Here is a 17273-nt window from a genome sequence, read left to right as displayed (position 1 = left end):
GTCAAAACAAGAATCTGCACGGGCGGCTAGCTTTTGGCCGATCCGTTAGAGGGCACCGTATAGCGCGTTGCGTGGCTGCCGACGAGGGCCGACGAGCGCACCGAGGCGCCGGCCTTGATCAGCGCGAGCTTGATGGCCTCGAAACCCTTGTTCTTAAGGTCTCGCCCGGCGACCGAGACCAAGAGCGCCGCGCCGTCGAAGGCGGTGTCGGGGACCGCCACGATCTCGGCGAGCGGGGCCAGCGCGCGGGCGACGTCGGCGTTCCAGCCGGAGACGCGCACGCTCCAGGTCTGCACCTCGGTCACCATCGCATCGTCGGCGACCCGCGAGATCACGAACACCGGCAGCGCGGCGGGATGGTCGGCGCGTTCGAGGAACGGCAGCCGCGCGATGATCTTCGGCGCGCCGTCGGCCTCCAGCGCATTCCACCACGGCGTGCGGCTCGCGATCGCGGAGACCAGCGCGAGGTCGCCCTTCGACTTCGTCACCGCCTCGACCGCGGCCTGTGCGCTGAAATGCGAGACGTAGGGCACCACGAAGCCGAAGTGAAACCGCGCCGAGTCGCGCATCGCCGACTCGCCGACGGACACATCGGCATGCACCGCGAACGGCGCCTGCACGTAGGTGAAGGTCGAGATGATGACGCGCCAGATGCCCTCGATGGTGTCGAGCGGCAGGATGCCGCGATGACGCTGCACCAGTTCGCGCATCATGCTGGCCTCGCGTGCCGGGCGGAACGCCGAGCCGACCTCCTGGGTCTTCTTGACCTGGATCAGGCGGTCGATGATGTCGCCGCGCGCCATCAGCAGGCGGTGGACCTGCTCGTCGATCGCGTCAATCTCCTTGCGCAACTCCTGCAGCGTGGGCGGCGACGGGGGTGGGTTGGACATGCTCTCAAACCTTGTCGTCGGGGCGGCCCGTTGCCGCGTCGGACAGGGCCCCTGATTAGGAAAGACGGCCACTGAAAGCAAAGAGAAACCTCGCGGTCCAGCCTTGCGGAAACGGTTAACCAATTGGCCGGCGACAGGGCTGCCTTGACGGCGGGGGCCCTGGGGACTACGTTCCCGGCATCCCGTGGTCATTTGAGCCGGCCGGCTTGCAGCCACGTTAAACAACTCGCTAAACAGGCCGGGGACAGATCAGCTCCCGGCCGAACCTATGTTCAGGCCGGGTTTTTTATGGCTTGATTTTCTGTTCGAGGCCTCCCGCGCGGAGGCAGGGTCGCCTAAATGAGCAACGTGCGTCCGATAACGAGCCAACCGATCCCCAGCGATGATCGCGCCCATGAGGCCGATCATCCGTCGTCATTGGTGGCGAAGTTCGGGATGGATCAGCCGCTCAAGCTCGATTGCGGCGTCGATCTCGCACCGTTCCAGATCGCCTACCAGACCTATGGCGAGCTCAATGCCGACAGGTCCAACGCGATCCTGATCTGCCATGCACTGACCGGCGACCAGCACGTCAACAACACCCATCCTGTCACCGGCAAGCCCGGCTGGTGGGACACCATGGTCGGCGCGGGCAGGCCGATCGATCCCGACAAATACTTCATCATCTGCTCCAACGTGATCGGCGGCTGCATGGGCTCGACCGGGCCCGCCTCGTTCAACCCTGCGGCCGGCAAGGTGTGGGGGCTCGATTTCCCGATCATCACGATCCCCGACATGGTGCGGGCGCAGGCGATGCTGATCGATCGCCTCGGCATCACCACGCTGTTCTGCGTGGTCGGCGGTTCGATGGGCGGCATGCAGGCGCTGCAATGGACCGCGGCCTACCCCGCGCGCGTGTTCGCGACGCTGGCGATCGCCTGCTCGACACGCCACTCGGCGCAGAACATCGCGTTCCACGAGCTCGGCCGCCAGGCCGTGATGGCCGATCCGGACTGGCGCGGCGGCCGATATGTCGACGAGGACGCGCATCCGCATCGCGGATTGGCAGTTGCACGCATGGCCGCGCACATCACCTATCTCTCGGACGCCGCGTTGCATCGCAAGTTCGGCCGGCGGATGCAGGACCGCGAGCTGCCGACCTTCTCGTTCGATGCGGATTTCCAGGTCGAGAGCTATCTGCGCTACCAGGGCTCGTCCTTTGTCGAGCGCTTCGATGCCAATTCCTATCTCTATCTGACCCGCGCGATGGACTATTTCGACATCGCAGCCGACCACAACGGCGTGCTGGCGAAGGCGTTCACCGGCATCGAGACCCGGTTCTGCGTGGTCTCGTTCACCAGCGACTGGCTGTTTCCGACCTCGGAATCGCGCGCGCTGGTGCATGCGCTGAATGCCTCCAGCGCACGGGTGTCGTTCGCCGAGATCGAGACCGATCGGGGGCACGACGCCTTCCTGCTCGACGTGCCCGAATTCCTGGAAATCTCCCGCGCTTTCCTGCAGGCCGCAGGCAAGGCGCGCGGACTGAAGAATGACGGCCAGTCATGAGCATGCAGCAGACACTGCCCTTGCCGGGCGTCGCGCCGGAGCGGACCGGCGGCTATCGTACCGATCATCTTTTGATGGCCGAGATGGTGCGGCCGGGCTCGCGCGTGCTCGACGTCGGCTGCGGCGATGGCGAGCTGCTGCAGCTGCTGGAGAGCCGCGGCATCGACGGCCGCGGCATCGAGCTGTCGCGCGAGGGCGTCAATGGCTGCGTCGCCAAGGGGCTCGCGGTAGTGCAGGGCGATGCCGACACCGACCTCGTCAACTATCCCGATGACGCGTTCGACTACGTGATCCTGTCGCAGACCCTGCAGGCGACGCGGCAGCCGAAGGTGGTGCTGGAGAACCTGCTGCGCATCGGTCAGCGCGCGATCGTCTCGTTCCCGAATTTCGGGTTCTGGAAGATGCGGCTGCAGCTCCTGATCGGCGGCCACATGCCGCGGACGGAGAATCTGCCGGCGAACTGGTACGACACCTCGAACATCCATTTCTGCACCATCAAGGATTTCGTGCAGCTCTGCGAGGAGATCAACGTCAAGATGGAGCGCGCGGTCGCGCTCGATCTCTACGGCCGTCCGGTGCCGCTCAACCTGCCCTGGTGGGTGTGGAACATGTTCGGCGAGCAGGGCGTGTTCTTGCTCAGCCGCGGCGGGCAGGGGAAGTAGCCATCGACGTCATTGCGAGGAGCGAAGCGACGAAGCAATCCATCTCTCCGCATGTGCGGACGAATGGATTGCTTCGCTCCGCTCGCAATGACGGTCTAGACCGGCGCCGCCACCAGTGACCTCGGATCGCGCACCGGCCAGCGGCCGGCCTCGACCAGCGCGATGAAGCGCTCGACCATCTCGTTGAACAGCGCCGGCTCCTCGAGATTGAGCACGTGGCCCGATTTCGGGAAGAACGACAGGCCGGCGGCCGGCAGATGCTGTTTCAGGAACATGCTGGGCGCGATGCAATTGTCGTCCTCGTCACCGCACAGGATCAGCGCCGGCGTCGCCGCGCGCTTGATGGCGTCGGTCATGGTGTAGATCGAGGGCCTGCCGCCCTGAAAGCTGCGCATCGTGTTGGCGGAGCCCCTGGCGTCATGGCGGGCGAGCGCGGCGTAGAAGTCGGCGTGGCCGCGCGGGTCCTTGACCAGGAACGGGATCCGGCTCGGCGCCTCGCGCGTCACCTTGGCGACCTCGACCGCGCCGATCGTCTCGTATTGCTCGGCGTTGGCGCGGCATTGCGCGCGGAAGGCATCGAGATTCTCGAGGCTCGAGCCGGAGCCGACCGCGGCGAGCGTCATCGACAGCGCGCGCTCCGGCGCGTTGAGCGCGACCTGCAGCGACGAATAGGAGCCCATCGAGAGGCCGACGAAATGCGCTTTGGCGATGCCGAGGTGATCGAGCACTGCGAGCGCATCGGTGTAGAAATGCTTGTAGGTGTAGACATCGGCGCTCGGTGGCACGTCCGACGGCGTGTAGCCGCGCGCGGAATAGGCGATGCAGCGGTGGCCGCGCGCGAAGTAGCGCAGCTGCGGCTCCCAGTTGGTATGGTCAGCGGCGAACTCGTGCAGGAAGATGATCGGGGTGCCGTGGCCAGCCTCTTCGAAATGCAGGCGGACATTATCTTTCGTGACGGCGTAGGGCATTGAAATTCTCCTCTCGTTGGCCAGCCCCAGATTTGCAGTTAATTTCCGCGGCTGCAATGCGGCAGCTCTGGTTCCTTTTTCGTCATCGAATCAGCCCGGAATGACCCAGAAATCGTTTCTGCAGCGCCGCATGAAATCTTCCTCGCGCCACATCCCGATTTTCAAAACGCCCGCCGCATTCCCTTGGGGAATGCGATGGGGACTCGGGGGTGTTACAGAGGATCTCGTGAAGTATGGTTCAGTTGCTTGCGTATCGCCGGTCGCTTCGTGTTCTGGCGCTGGCTCTGTGTTCGCTCACTCTCGCCGTCGTTTCGGTTTCTTCGGCATCCGCCCGTCCGCACCATCAGCGTCACGCGCATTCGGCACATGCCGGCCATCACGCGCGCCACTATGTCCGTCATCGCTACCGGCATGCCGCGCGGCTGTCGCGCGCCGAGCGCCGCGCACTCGCGCAGCCGCGCAGAATCGTCGAAACCAATCCGGCCGCGCTGCCGGGCAACGCTGAAGCCGTGCCCAACACCGGCGGCGTGAGCGCAGCAAGCGGCTTCGGCTCCTCCGGCTTCGGCTCGTCCGGCATCGTCGCCGAGGCGCGCCGCTATCTCGGCGGCAATCCGACCGGGCGCTCCAGCCTGTGGTGCGCGCGTTTCATGAACATGGTGCTGCAGCACACCGGCCATCGCGGCACCGGCTCCGACATGGCGAGTTCGTTCGCCAAATACGGCACCCGCGTTTCGGGTCCGCAGGTCGGCGCCATCGCCGTGATGGGTCGCCGCGGCGGCGGTCATGTCGGCATCATCACCGGCGTCGACGCCAGGGGCAATCCGATCATGATCTCGGGCAACAGCAGCCATCGCGTCCGCGAGGTGCCGGTCTCGCGCGGCCGGATCTACGCCTATGTGATGCCGACGAACTGATCGGCCGAAAGCCGGGCACGGCGCATGCGGGTCTTGCCCGGCGTTCGGAGGCTACGGGCTTATGCGGCGGCGATCGTGTCGCCGACGGCGGCACCACCATCGCTGATGATCTCGGCATAGATGCCGCATTCATTGTTGCCGAAGCGCTGCATCAACGTGTTGGGAACAGAGAGGTCGCGCACGCCGGTATCGGGATCGACATTGACCGCGGCGCAGCGGGTGATGCGCTTCACCACCCTGGCCCGCGCATTACCGATCGCAATCGTCTGGTCGAGCAGGCTTGCCTCATGCCAGGCCGGCCAGCCCTCGACATAGAGGTTGGCGCGGAAGCGCAGCGGATGGACCGGCGCCTGCACCATGTCCTCGATCGCCCGCAGGCTCGCCAGGTTGATGATCGAGACCACCTTGCGCGGCACGTCGGAAAAACTGTGCCCGGGGCTCACCAGCACCTTGGGCGCTCCCCTGATCTGGCCGGCATGACGATCGGCGAAATAGCGCTCGATCGCCGCGCGGCCTGCCTCGGTCTCGAGATCGCCCTGGGCGACCATCGCGCCGTCGCGGCGCAGCGTCAGCACATGGCTGTCGTCGTCGAAATGGGCGCGCAGCGGCGCCAGCCATTCGTCCCGCTGCAGCATCAGGAAATGCGGCTTCGGCAGCCATTTCGGCGCCGACGGATCGAAACCGCTCGGGCCGTTCTCGATCGCGTAGCGGCGATCCGAGCGGAGTGTCTCGCCGGTCTTGAGCTCTGCGCGGGGCAGGGGCTCGGGCGTCAGACCCTTGACGGGGTAGCGGTAGATGCCGGTGATCCTGGCGGAGGAAGTGTGCGTCGTGTCCATCCGTCCGCTCTAGCCTGTTTGGCGCGCGAGGAGAACCACCGCCCGCGGGACAGCAGCTAGTCGGGCCGCGCTGCGCCTGGCGCGTCCAGCACGCGCTGCATGAACACCAGTTCGAGCCAGCGGCCGAACTTGCGACCGACCTCGGGCATCCGTGCGACCTCGACGAATCCGGCCTGCGCGTGCAGCCGGAGCGAGGCCGGATTGCCGCCGTCGATGCCGGCGATCATGATGTGCTTGCCTAGCGCGGCCGCTGCGGCCACCAGCTCGTCGAGGATGACGCGGCCAAGGCCGCGGCCGCGATGACCGGCGTGGATGTAGACGCTGTGCTCGACGCTGTAGCGATAGCCCGGAAAGGCCCGGAAATCGCCGAATGTGCCGTAGCCGAGCACCACGGGCCCCTCGACGGCGACCAGCACCGGATAGCCCAGCGCCAGCCGCGCCTTCATCCAGGCGAGCCGCTCGGCCTCGGAATCCTGCTTCTCTGTCCAGATCGCGTTCGAGTTGACGACCGCCTCATTGAAGATCGCGGTGATGGCGGGGATGTCCTGCTCGGTGGCGGGCCGGATAATCATTGGCGGTTCCCTAACGAGGCTCTTGAAGAGACCCGATCGTCTACTATATAAGACAGTATGTCAATTATAGAAGACAAGGCCGATGAGGCTCTCGGGCGGCGGGTTCGCGCCGAACGGGAGGGGCGCGGCTGGTCGCTGGCGGACCTCGCCGAGCGGGCAGGCGTGTCCAAGGCCATGTTGAGCAAGATCGAACGGGCCGAGGCAAGCCCGACGGCGGCAACGCTGTCGCGGATCGCCACGGCCTACGGCCTGACCATGGCCGCGCTGTTCGAGGTTGCCTCGCACAGTTCCCGCCTGCAGCGGGCCGACGATCAGCCGGTGTGGCGCGATCCGAAGGCGGCCTATCTGCGGCGGCAGGTGTTCCTGCATCCGGCCAATCCGCTAGAGCTGGTGGAGATCGAGCTACCTGCCAAACAGGAGGCCGGCTTTCCCGCCAGCGCCTATCACCTGGTCCGCCAGGTGGTCTGGGTGATCAGCGGCCGTCTCACCCTGATGGAGGGGGCGGAGCGCCACGAACTCGCTGCGGGCGACCGTGTCGAGCTCGGGCCGCCATCGGACATCGTCTTCCGTAACGAAACTGCTCAGCCCTGCCGCTACCTTGTCGCCATCGTGCGGCGCTGAGCTCGAGCGGGCGAAATCGCGGACTGTGGCTCTTCCGTTTCGGAACCAAGTGCCCACATCTGCGGCAAGCCTGAAAATGATGGCGACGACCAGAGGCTGGTTGAGGAACGTCAACGCGGCCCGCGGAAACCCAATGAAGATGCCGGAACCATGCCTTCGCGCGTGGTCCGCGAAAGTGTTTGCGGTTTCGCGACAAGACCACGCGCAAACTTAAGGTTTGGGCGCGATCGGACGCAAAACCGGTACCCACTTTTGCTGATCGCGCCTGGGTGGTGACGGCAGGCCGAGGGAAAACGAATGAACATTGAGAAGTACACCGAGCGCGCGCGCGGATTCATCCAGTCTGCCCAGTCGCTCGCAATGCGCGACGGCCACCAGCAGTTCTCGCCGCTGCATCTGTTGAAGGTGCTGCTGGACGACAATGAGGGGCTCGCCGGCGGTCTGATCGACCGTGCGGGCGGCAATTCCAGAGCAATCCTGAAATCGACCGAAGAGGCGCTGAATAAGCTGCCGAAAGTTTCGGGCAACGGTGCCGGGCAGGTCTACCTGTCGCCGGAGCTGGCGCGCGCCTTCGATGCGGCGGAGAAGGCTGCCGACAAGGCCGGCGACAGCTTTGTCACCGTCGAGCGGCTGCTGCTCGGGCTCACGCTCGAGAAGGGCAGCGAGGCGGCCTCCATCCTGAGCAAGGGCGGCGTCACGGCGCAGAACCTGAACGCGGCGATCGAAGCGCTGCGCAAGGGCCGCACCGCCGACAGCGCGACCGCGGAGAACGCCTATGACGCGCTGAAGAAATATGCCCGCGACCTGACCCAGGCTGCGCGCGACGGCAAGCTCGATCCCGTCATCGGCCGCGACGAGGAGATCCGCCGCACCATCCAGGTGCTGTCGCGACGGACCAAGAACAATCCCGTCCTGATCGGTGAGCCCGGCGTCGGCAAGACCGCGATCGTCGAGGGCCTGGCGCTGCGCATCCTCAACGGCGACGTGCCGGAGAGCCTGAAAGACAAGAAGCTGCTGTCCCTCGACATGGGCGCCTTGATCGCCGGCGCGAAATATCGCGGCGAGTTCGAGGAGCGGCTGAAATCCGTGCTGCAGGAGGTCTCGTCCGCCGAGGGCGGCATCATCCTGTTCATCGACGAGATGCACACGCTGATCGGCGCCGGCAAGGCCGATGGCGCGATGGACGCCTCCAACCTGTTGAAGCCCGCGCTGGCGCGCGGTGAACTGCACTGTATCGGCGCGACCACGCTCGATGAGTACCGCAAGCATGTCGAGAAGGATGCCGCGCTGGCCCGCCGGTTCCAGCCGATCTATGTCAGCGAGCCGACGGTCGAGGACACCATCTCGATCCTGCGCGGCCTCAAGGACAAATACGAGCAGCACCACGGCGTGCGCATCACCGACTCCGCGTTGGTGGCCGCGACCACGCTGTCGAACCGCTATATCACCGACCGCTTCCTGCCCGACAAGGCCATCGACCTGATGGACGAGGCGGCGGCGCGGCTGAAGATGCAGGTCGATTCCAAGCCCGAGGAGCTCGATTCGCTGGATCGCGACATCATCCGGCTGAAGATCGAGCAGGAGGCGCTGAAGAAGGAGAACGATGCCGGCTCCAAGAGCCGCCTGCAGTCGCTGGAGAAGGAGCTCGCGGGCCTCGAGGAGAGGTCGACGGCGCTGACGGCGCGCTGGAGCGCGGAGAAGAACAAGCTCTCCAATGCCCAGAAGCTGAAGAGTGAACTCGATGCGCTCCGTGTCGAGCTCGCCAATGCGCAGCGTCGCGGTGAATTCCAGAAGGCGGGCGAATTGGCCTATGGCCGGATTCCCGAGCTGGAAAGGAAGCTCGCCGACATCGAGGCAAGCGAGAGCGGCAAGCAGAACGGCGGCGTGATGATGGAGGAGGCGGTCACCGCCAACCACATCGCGCAGGTCGTCTCGCGCTGGACCGGCGTGCCGGTCGACAAGATGCTCGAGGGCGAAAAGGACAAGCTCCTGAAAATGGAGGACAGTCTCGCCAAGCGCGTCGTCGGCCAGGCCGAAGCCGTGCGGGCGGTGGCAACCGCCGTGCGCCGTGCCCGCGCGGGCTTGCAGGATCCGAACCGGCCGACCGGCTCGTTCATGTTCTTAGGCCCGACCGGCGTCGGCAAGACCGAACTGACCAAGGCGCTCGCCGCTGATTTGTTCAACGACGAGACGGCGATGGTCCGGCTCGACATGTCCGAGTTCATGGAGAAGCACTCGGTCTCGCGGCTGATCGGCGCGCCTCCCGGCTATGTCGGTTACGACGAGGGTGGTGCACTGACCGAAGCCGTGCGGCGCCGACCCTACCAGGTCGTGCTGTTCGACGAGATCGAGAAGGCGCATCCCGACGTCTTCAACGTGCTGTTGCAGGTGCTCGACGACGGCCGCCTGACCGATGGTCAGGGCCGCACCGTCGATTTCCGCAACACGCTGATCATCATGACCTCGAACCTCGGTTCGGAGTTCCTGGTGAATCAGCCGGAAGGCGAGGACACTGCTGCGGTCCGCGATCAGGTGATGGGCGTCGTACGGGCACATTTCAGGCCGGAATTCCTGAACCGCATCGACGAGATCATCCTGTTCCACCGCCTGCAGAAGAGCGAGATGGGCCGCATCGTCGAGATCCAGTTCGCGCGGCTGACCAAGCTGCTCGAGGATCGCAAGATCGAGCTCACGCTTGATCCGAAGGCGCGGGATTGGCTTGCGGAGAAGGGCTGGGATCCGGCTTACGGCGCCCGGCCGCTGAAGCGGGTGATCCAGCGCAGCGTGCAGGATCCGCTGGCCGAGATGATCCTCGCCGGCGAAATCAAGGACGGCGATCGCGTGCTGATTTCGGAGAAGGGCAACGTGCTGACCTTCAACGGTCAGGTGCCCAAAACTGCCGAGATCGTGCAGTTCGAGGCTCCGGTCTCGAAGCGCAAGCTGAACTGAGCATCGTTGTAGCGAAACCAGATGCGGCCTGGCGACAGGCCGCATCCCTGTGAGAAGTCCAGGGCCGCCTGCGCCAGGGGTTCCTGTCCGGCGGCCCGATTTATGGCCCGGTTTTAATGAAACGCCCGTCGACGGCGTTCGTTTTCCTCATGAATGATCGGCTGGCGTGGCCACGTCCCGCGCAGCTGCAGGCCGTATTTGGCCCGAATTCGCGTCGCTGATTCGCGTGCCATCCCGCAAAAGCCACACCGCCGGTCGCCCTCAGCAGAAGGCGAATTGCATGAGCAGAGAACTCATTGCCCACAACCGGCCCGTCTATGACGATCTTCATCCCCGCGTTTACGGCGTAGCCGCAGGCCTGGTCGGATGGTTCGTGCTGTCGGCCTGGATCTTGTTCGACCGCCAGAGCGAGGTGGAGCTGTCGCTGATGTTCGTCAGCGTCCTGCTGTTTGTCGCGGTGCTCCTGCCGTGGCTGCTCTCGCAGATCTGGCAGAGATACGATGATCGGCACGACCCGCATCGGCGATCGATTCCGTTCCGCGAGTGGCGGAGAGGCGAATTCGCGGTCTGGGGCAGCACGATCAACGCCACCCACGCCACGATCGACATGCTGCTGCCGCTCGCGGCCGTCGCATTCGGATTGACCGCGATCGGGATCGTTTTCCTGATCTGTGCGAGCCTCGCGCCGTAAACTTTCATTCCTGCGGGGCGATGGGCGGTGAGGGCTCATCGTCCTCCTGGGGCTCGAGTTCGGACAGGATGTCGACCAACTCGCGGGCGCGGCCGGTGGCCAGCGGTTTGCCGGCATTGATCAGCGGCTCGTCATTGGCGAGCCAGGCCTGCGCCTCGGCGAGCTCGGCGACCGTTGCCCCGGACGCGATGATTCGCGCGATCGTGACGTCGTCGGCGTGGCTGACGGCTTTCAGCACGTCATCGCGGGTGAGGCTGGCCATACGCACCTCCTTTGCACGGGGTTGCCCATTCCGGACAAGCCGAATCGGGCACGAATCGTTCCGTTTTGGAGCAGCTTTGGAGAGGTTTCGCCGTCAGCGGTTGGTGACGGAGCGGGTCTGCGGCGTGGAGCTCGTGGCATCCGAGACGATGCGGGAGCTGCCGCGGCTCGACATCTGAGCCTCGATCCGGTCGCGCTCCTTCTCGAAGCTCGCCAGCATCGGGCCTTCGAGCGAGCGGCCGCGCGGCAGTTTCACGCGCATCGGGTCGACGAACCGGCCGTTGACCAGGATTTCGTAATGGACGTGCGGGCCGGTCGATTGGCCGGTCGAGCCGACGAAGCCGATCACCTGGCCCTGCCGCACCTTCTTGCCGGCCTCCATGCCCTTGGCGAAGGCCGACATGTGGCCGTAGGCCGTCTCGTAGCCGTTGGCGTGCTTGATGCGGATATATTTGCCGTACCCGCCTTCGTACCCGGCCGTTTCGAGCACGCCGTTGCCGGAAGCGAAGATTGGTGTGCCGTAGGCGGTGGCCCAGTCGACGCCGGTGTGCATCTTCACATAGCCGAGGATCGGGTGGCGGCGGCCGCCGAAGCCCGATCGCATGATCGCGTTGTTGACCGGCTTGCGCACCAGGAATTTCTTCGCGCTCTTGCCGGTCTCGTCATAGTAGTCGACGAGGCCGTCGTCGGAGCTTTGGAAGCGGTAGTATTTCTTGGTTTCGCCGCCCACGGTCAGCGCGGCGTAGAGCACTTCGGTCTTTTCGGTGCTGGTGACGCCCTCGTCCTCGCCGGCATAGAACACGTCGAACGAGTCGCCGGGCTGCACCTTGCGCTGGAAATCGACGTCGTAGGAGTAGATCTTGACCATGTCGTCGATCACGGTCGGCGGCACCTTGCTGCGCAGCGCGGTCTCGTAAATGCTCTGATAGAGCCGCACGCCGCTGCCATCGTCCTCGTCATCGTCGCTGGAATTGTCGGCGGTATCGGTGACGGTGTTCATGCTCTGCACGTCGACGGCAACGTATTTGCCGATGTCGGACAGTGCGGCGACGGCTTCGACATAGGAATCGTTGGCGACGATGACGCGATAGGGCTGCAGCCGCGCGCCCGGCGCCGACGGCGCCATCAGGATTCGCACCTTCTGGCCTTCCTTCAGCCCGCCATCGCGGCCGCGCGGGCCGAGGGTCGCGGCAATTGCCTTCGTCTCGTCGGGCGTTGCGCCCTGGTCGCGCAGGATCGAGGTGATGCTGTCGCCCTTCTTGACGACGTGAACCCGCTCACCGACCGGATTGCCGCCGGTGACCTGCTCCTTGGTCTTCGGCAGCAGCGTGACGTTCTCCGGCACCACGCGGGTCTCAAAGCCCGCATACGGGTCGGAGGTGTTGCCCTCGGTGGCGTAGGCCATCCGCATGTCGGGGCCGGCGCCGGTGGCATCGGCCGTGGCATTGGCGAGGGACGCGTAGCGCACCGATGCGCCGGAGCCGCGCCAGTTGGCGGCGTCGCGGACCCGCATCAGCACGTCGTCGAGCGCGACAACGGCGGCGAGCTTCGCTTTCGGCAGCACGGATCCGAGATCCTTGGTGACGAACGAGACCTCGGCGTCAGGCTCGGCGGCGGCCGCCGCATTCGGATCCTCGGTCGCCGCCGGCGTGTCGGAGCCGACATCGGTCAGCAGACGCTGCGCGTTGAATGCAGGTATTTTCGACGACAGATCGCTCGTGGTCATCGAGAGATTGCCGGAGATGCGAATGAAGGGCCGCACCCGCATCACGTCGCGGTTGCCGACGCGCGTCACGGTCGAGACGCGCACCAGGCTGCGGGAGGCGGAGTTTTCGTTGGGCGGCGGCAGGCGGTCACCCTTGTGCAGGCTGACGACGCGATCGTTGCCGTTGAAGGCGCCGCGCAGCGCGCCTTCAACGCGCTCCGGCACCTTGGCGAAGGTCATCTCGCCGTCGAGCGACGCAAAAACGGCGCCGCCGATCAGGGCCGCGCCACATAGACCTGTCAGAATGGTGCCGCTGAACCATTGAACGGAGACACGGCGGCGATCGATCACCGCGGCCTCGGTGCCGTCGACTGAAAGCGGCGGTTCGTGACCGAGATCGATCATCCCGGTCTCGCGCCCAATGCCGCTTCCGCGTGACGCCCGTTGGCTCAACCCGATATCCCCCCAAATTCCAGCAACTGCGATCGACCTCTGCTCGTTCTCGTCCCCACCTTGATCCTCTGAGGAGGAATCTCGGTGCTGTGGCGAGCCACACGCATCGAAGTCGAGAAGCCGATGGCCATTAGCTAGCCGCGATCTCGAACGTCAATGGTGTGCAGATCTCTCGATATTGCTCGGCCGCGTAGGGAAGAGGCGACGGGTTCTTTGAGAAAATCGCCTGGTCCCCCAGAAAAACCACCCGTGCCCCCACAGGTTACGAGCGGTTCAGTGCATGTCTTATAGCCAGAACGTCGCAGGATTGTGGCTCAAGTGCGGCATTTGAGTTGGAAAAGTTTCCTGAAGCGCGTGGGCGCCGCCCGCCCCGCCTGAAGCGGCTTGGAACCCGTCCCGAAGGGTCTCACGGGCTCTTCGGCGACAAACTTTTTTTCAAGTTTTTTACCGGGTGCGTCGGGCGATGAATTTTTACCTCCGACCTAAGCTACGGAAAGCATGAGAATTTCTTCGCACTGCACAAGCGATTTGGGCGTACGACGTTTTGTTGACAATGGCCGTTGACAATCCCGAGGGGTGGGGACTATAAACCAACCACTGAGCGCGGCGCCGCCGGGTCACTGACCAAGGCGAGCGAACGCGCCTCTGATGCTCCTCACTTAGATGAGTGACACAACAGCCGACATAAATCGGTTGATGCTCACTGTCGGTCGGTGAAGGGTAGAACCACCCTCCAAGGGTGTGGGGTCGTCTGATCCCGGGCTGTTTGACAAGTGAAGATGAAGAAAGAGAAACGTGGACGGCGGAGTCCTTGCGTCTCTCGGGATACTTGAAAGCTTCGGCTTTTGACTTCTGAGAGTGGACGAAAGACTTCGGCGGTACACGTTTTAAAGGTTACACCATCGCTGCCAACGATGTGAATCGCAGGCGGCTCGTTGACTTCGGTCGGCGAAGAATGGTGGGACCTCGTCAAACGTTGTGATCAGCCGGTTCAAGGTTTCAAGTCCAACTTGAGAGTTTGATCCTGGCTCAGAGCGAACGCTGGCGGCAGGCTTAACACATGCAAGTCGAGCGGGCATAGCAATATGTCAGCGGCAGACGGGTGAGTAACGCGTGGGAACGTACCTTTTGGTTCGGAACAACTGAGGGAAACTTCAGCTAATACCGGATAAGCCCTTACGGGGAAAGATTTATCGCCGAAAGATCGGCCCGCGTCTGATTAGCTAGTTGGTGAGGTAATGGCTCACCAAGGCGACGATCAGTAGCTGGTCTGAGAGGATGATCAGCCACATTGGGACTGAGACACGGCCCAAACTCCTACGGGAGGCAGCAGTGGGGAATATTGGACAATGGGCGCAAGCCTGATCCAGCCATGCCGCGTGAGTGATGAAGGCCCTAGGGTTGTAAAGCTCTTTTGTGCGGGAAGATAATGACGGTACCGCAAGAATAAGCCCCGGCTAACTTCGTGCCAGCAGCCGCGGTAATACGAAGGGGGCTAGCGTTGCTCGGAATCACTGGGCGTAAAGGGTGCGTAGGCGGGTCTTTAAGTCAGGGGTGAAATCCTGGAGCTCAACTCCAGAACTGCCTTTGATACTGAAGATCTTGAGTTCGGGAGAGGTGAGTGGAACTGCGAGTGTAGAGGTGAAATTCGTAGATATTCGCAAGAACACCAGTGGCGAAGGCGGCTCACTGGCCCGATACTGACGCTGAGGCACGAAAGCGTGGGGAGCAAACAGGATTAGATACCCTGGTAGTCCACGCCGTAAACGATGAATGCCAGCCGTTAGTGGGTTTACTCACTAGTGGCGCAGCTAACGCTTTAAGCATTCCGCCTGGGGAGTACGGTCGCAAGATTAAAACTCAAAGGAATTGACGGGGGCCCGCACAAGCGGTGGAGCATGTGGTTTAATTCGACGCAACGCGCAGAACCTTACCAGCCCTTGACATCCCGGTCGCGGACTCCAGAGACGGAGTTCTTCAGTTCGGCTGGACCGGAGACAGGTGCTGCATGGCTGTCGTCAGCTCGTGTCGTGAGATGTTGGGTTAAGTCCCGCAACGAGCGCAACCCCCGTCCTTAGTTGCTACCATTTAGTTGAGCACTCTAAGGAGACTGCCGGTGATAAGCCGCGAGGAAGGTGGGGATGACGTCAAGTCCTCATGGCCCTTACGGGCTGGGCTACACACGTGCTACAATGGCGGTGACAATGGGATGCTAAGGGGCGACCCTTCGCAAATCTCAAAAAGCCGTCTCAGTTCGGATTGGGCTCTGCAACTCGAGCCCATGAAGTTGGAATCGCTAGTAATCGTGGATCAGCACGCCACGGTGAATACGTTCCCGGGCCTTGTACACACCGCCCGTCACACCATGGGAGTTGGTTTTACCTGAAGACGGTGCGCTAACCGAAAGGGGGCAGCCGGCCACGGTAGGGTCAGCGACTGGGGTGAAGTCGTAACAAGGTAGCCGTAGGGGAACCTGCGGCTGGATCACCTCCTTTCTAAGGATGATCCTTCAGCGAGCTCACGCTCACTATCGGATCGTTTTAGAAACATTCAGGGGCCAACAGTTTCAGGATTGTTGAGCTCCATTGGCGGGATTTCGCCGTCTTCGTTTCTCTTTCTTCGCGGACGAACACGCGCCAGGGGCTGAGCGCTGTGCGATGCACCGACTTGATGTCGAGTGCGCGCCGGCATGTCTCTCGTGTTAGGGGCTTGTAGCTCAGTTGGTTAGAGCGCGCGCTTGATAAGCGTGAGGTCGGAAGTTCAAGTCTTCCCAGGCCCACCATTTTGATCGAGTGCGGAGCATTCGTCTTCTGGTACGGGGCCATAGCTCAGCTGGGAGAGCGCGTGCTTTGCAAGCATGAGGTCGTCGGTTCGATCCCGTCTGGCTCCACCAGATGGAATTGAAGCTTGAGAATGCGCCTCGCTTGAGAAGCCTTGTTCAATCGTCCGCGAAACATCACTTCGCACTCATTGGTCCGGATGGACGGTGACGTGCGTGTTTTCTGACATCGTAAAGAGGAGATCGATCCGAGTTTGGATCTGCGAAGCAATTCGCGGGTACCATTCCTAATCTCCAGATCGTTTTCGGCGCTCGCGCATCGCAGCTCATCGCAAGATGAGTGGGATGAGCGAGTTGTAAAACGATCTTTGTAGCGAAGCTTGACCGCCTCGCTATCGGGCCGATCTTACGAAGCAAGCTGGTCTTTCTAGTCAATGTCCGGCTGTGCAATCGCATCTTCGAGGGTGCGTGCCTTTAATGGCAGTTGTGCAGACAACATTCTGCCGAGTGTGTGGACATTGATAATGAGAGCAATCAAGTGCCTTAAGGGTGTTCGGTGGATGCCTTGGCGCTGAGAGGCGATGAAGGACGTGCTACGCTGCGATAAGCCGTGGGGAGCTGCGAAGAAGCTTTGATCCACGGATTTCCGAATGGGGAAACCCACCTTCGATAGCCGGAACTCCAAAATCTTAGGTTTGATGACCTTGTGTTTTGGGGTTCGACCAGAAATGGAAGAAATCAGACCGCGAGGTTTTGGATTTCCGGTTATCAAGAGAAGGTATGAGACTTCCGAATAAAATAGGAGGTTTTAAGCAAACCCAGGGAACTGAAACATCTAAGTACCTGGAGGAAAGGACATCAATCGAGACTCCGTTAGTAGTGGCGAGCGAACGCGGACCAGGCCAGTGATACATCAAAGACAATCGGAACCAGTCAGGAAAGCTGGGCCTCAGAGGGTGATAGCCCCGTACGAGTAATGCGATGATGTATCCACGAGTAAGGCGGGACACGTGTAATCCTGTCTGAACACGGGGGGACCACCCTCCAAGCCTAAGTACTCCTCAGCGACCGATAGCGAACCAGTACCGTGAGGGAAAGGTGAAAAGCACCCCGACGAGGGGAGTGAAATAGACCTGAAACCGGACACCTACAAACAGACGGAGCCCAAGATACGTTCTGGGTGACGTCGTACCTTTTGTATTATGGGCCAGCGACTTAATTTAACGAGCAAGCTTAAGCCGATAGGCGAAGGCGTAGCGAAAGCGAGTCTGAATAGGGCGTCAAGTTCGTTGTATTAGACCCGAAACCTAGTGATCTAGCCATGAGCAGGTTGAAGGTGAGGTAACACTCACTGGAGGACCGAACGGGTGCCTGTTGAAAAAGGCTCCGATGACTTGTGGTTAGGGGTGAAAGGCCAATCAAACTGG

The 17273-nt window shown here is 62.7% G+C and carries 12 protein-coding genes, 2 tRNA genes, 2 rRNA genes and 1 riboswitch (1 of these 17 only partly in view); of the genes, 10 read left to right on the top strand and 6 right to left on the bottom strand.

What is annotated here, in order from left to right; genetic code table 11:
* Positions 1–26: 26 nt before the first annotated feature.
* Positions 27–890 (bottom strand): chorismate mutase, encoded by an 864-nt coding sequence (locus tag ACVILL_RS07725; RefSeq protein WP_456728526.1) that lies wholly within the window; start codon positions 888–890, stop codon positions 27–29.
* A 174-nt stretch (positions 891–1064) separates the two neighbouring features.
* A riboswitch (SAM riboswitch) is annotated at positions 1065–1144 on the top strand.
* 85 nt (positions 1145–1229) lie between these two features.
* On the opposite strand from ACVILL_RS07725, the gene metX reads away from it, so the two are divergent.
* Positions 1230–2435, top strand: a complete 1206-nt coding sequence (gene metX, locus ACVILL_RS07720) for a homoserine O-acetyltransferase MetX (protein WP_456728525.1) — start codon at positions 1230–1232, stop codon at positions 2433–2435.
* Complete coding sequence (gene metW, locus ACVILL_RS07715) at positions 2432–3097, top strand: methionine biosynthesis protein MetW (RefSeq protein WP_456728524.1); 666 nt, start codon at positions 2432–2434, stop codon at positions 3095–3097. Before metX ends, metW begins: the two co-directional genes overlap by 4 nt.
* A 95-nt stretch (positions 3098–3192) precedes the next feature.
* Here metW and ACVILL_RS07710 read toward each other — a convergent pair whose 3' ends face one another.
* On the bottom strand, positions 3193–4065 hold the full coding sequence (locus ACVILL_RS07710) for an alpha/beta fold hydrolase (protein WP_456728523.1): 873 nt from the start codon (positions 4063–4065) through the stop codon (positions 3193–3195).
* A gap of 233 nt (positions 4066–4298) precedes the next feature.
* Between ACVILL_RS07710 and ACVILL_RS07705 the strand changes: the two genes are divergently transcribed.
* Positions 4299–4979, top strand: coding sequence for a TIGR02594 family protein (locus ACVILL_RS07705; protein ID WP_456728522.1), 681 nt, complete (start codon positions 4299–4301; stop codon positions 4977–4979).
* 59 nt (positions 4980–5038) lie between these two features.
* Here ACVILL_RS07705 and ACVILL_RS07700 read toward each other — a convergent pair whose 3' ends face one another.
* Positions 5039–5815, bottom strand: coding sequence for an MOSC domain-containing protein (locus tag ACVILL_RS07700; RefSeq protein ID WP_456728521.1), 777 nt, complete (start codon positions 5813–5815; stop codon positions 5039–5041).
* 56 nt (positions 5816–5871) lie between these two features.
* Positions 5872–6387: an N-acetyltransferase family protein gene (locus tag ACVILL_RS07695; RefSeq protein ID WP_456728520.1), complete on the bottom strand. Its 516-nt coding sequence runs from the start codon at positions 6385–6387 to the stop codon at positions 5872–5874.
* Positions 6388–6444: 57 nt separating this feature from the next.
* Between ACVILL_RS07695 and ACVILL_RS07690 the strand changes: the two genes are divergently transcribed.
* From ACVILL_RS07690 to ACVILL_RS07680, 3 genes are all read left to right on the top strand, one after another.
* Complete coding sequence (locus ACVILL_RS07690) at positions 6445–7008, top strand: helix-turn-helix domain-containing protein (RefSeq protein WP_456728519.1); 564 nt, start codon at positions 6445–6447, stop codon at positions 7006–7008.
* A 297-nt stretch (positions 7009–7305) separates the two neighbouring features.
* A complete protein-coding gene (gene clpB / locus ACVILL_RS07685; protein WP_456728518.1) occupies positions 7306–9957 on the top strand; it encodes an ATP-dependent chaperone ClpB in 2652 nt (883 codons plus the stop codon).
* 280 nt (positions 9958–10237) lie between these two features.
* Positions 10238–10648 (top strand): hypothetical protein, encoded by a 411-nt coding sequence (locus ACVILL_RS07680; protein ID WP_456728517.1) that lies wholly within the window; start codon positions 10238–10240, stop codon positions 10646–10648.
* 4 nt (positions 10649–10652) lie between these two features.
* Here the strand turns inward: ACVILL_RS07680 and ACVILL_RS07675 are convergent, their stop codons facing one another.
* Both ACVILL_RS07675 and ACVILL_RS07670 read right to left on the bottom strand, forming a co-directional pair.
* Positions 10653–10910 carry a hypothetical protein gene (locus tag ACVILL_RS07675; RefSeq protein ID WP_456728516.1) on the bottom strand — a complete coding sequence of 86 codons (258 nt, stop codon included), beginning with the start codon at positions 10908–10910 and terminating at the stop codon, positions 10653–10655.
* 93 nt (positions 10911–11003) lie between these two features.
* Complete coding sequence (locus ACVILL_RS07670; RefSeq protein ID WP_456728515.1) at positions 11004–13067, bottom strand: M23 family metallopeptidase; 2064 nt, start codon at positions 13065–13067, stop codon at positions 11004–11006.
* 1006 nt (positions 13068–14073) lie between these two features.
* Between ACVILL_RS07670 and ACVILL_RS07665 the strand changes: the two genes are divergently transcribed.
* From ACVILL_RS07665 to ACVILL_RS07650, 4 genes are all read left to right on the top strand, one after another.
* Positions 14074–15562: ribosomal RNA gene (locus ACVILL_RS07665) — 16S ribosomal RNA — on the top strand.
* Between the two features lie 210 nt (positions 15563–15772).
* A tRNA-Ile gene (locus tag ACVILL_RS07660) sits at positions 15773–15849 on the top strand.
* 35 nt (positions 15850–15884) lie between these two features.
* Positions 15885–15960: transfer RNA gene (locus tag ACVILL_RS07655), tRNA-Ala, on the top strand.
* Between the two features lie 418 nt (positions 15961–16378).
* A 23S ribosomal RNA gene (locus ACVILL_RS07650) occupies positions 16379–17273 on the top strand (it continues 1960 nt past the right edge of the window).
* Together the 16S and 23S rRNA genes with 2 tRNA genes alongside form the textbook arrangement of a ribosomal RNA operon.

The sequence above is a fragment of the Bradyrhizobium sp. USDA 3364 genome (assembly GCF_054056355.1).
This window is presented reverse-complemented; position numbering and strand designations above follow the sequence as displayed.

Coding starts and splice junctions, on each gene's coding strand:
- ACVILL_RS07725 (WP_456728526.1), bottom strand. CDS start 890: ATGTCCAACCCACCCCCGTCGCCGCCCACGCTGCAGGAGTTGCGCAAG.
- metX (WP_456728525.1), top strand. CDS start 1,230: ATGAGCAACGTGCGTCCGATAACGAGCCAACCGATCCCCAGCGATGAT.
- metW (WP_456728524.1), top strand. CDS start 2,432: ATGAGCATGCAGCAGACACTGCCCTTGCCGGGCGTCGCGCCGGAGCGG.
- ACVILL_RS07710 (WP_456728523.1), bottom strand. CDS start 4,065: ATGCCCTACGCCGTCACGAAAGATAATGTCCGCCTGCATTTCGAAGAG.
- ACVILL_RS07705 (WP_456728522.1), top strand. CDS start 4,299: ATGGTTCAGTTGCTTGCGTATCGCCGGTCGCTTCGTGTTCTGGCGCTG.
- ACVILL_RS07700 (WP_456728521.1), bottom strand. CDS start 5,815: ATGGACACGACGCACACTTCCTCCGCCAGGATCACCGGCATCTACCGC.
- ACVILL_RS07695 (WP_456728520.1), bottom strand. CDS start 6,387: ATGATTATCCGGCCCGCCACCGAGCAGGACATCCCCGCCATCACCGCG.
- ACVILL_RS07690 (WP_456728519.1), top strand. CDS start 6,445: ATGTCAATTATAGAAGACAAGGCCGATGAGGCTCTCGGGCGGCGGGTT.
- clpB (WP_456728518.1), top strand. CDS start 7,306: ATGAACATTGAGAAGTACACCGAGCGCGCGCGCGGATTCATCCAGTCT.
- ACVILL_RS07680 (WP_456728517.1), top strand. CDS start 10,238: ATGAGCAGAGAACTCATTGCCCACAACCGGCCCGTCTATGACGATCTT.
- ACVILL_RS07675 (WP_456728516.1), bottom strand. CDS start 10,910: ATGGCCAGCCTCACCCGCGATGACGTGCTGAAAGCCGTCAGCCACGCC.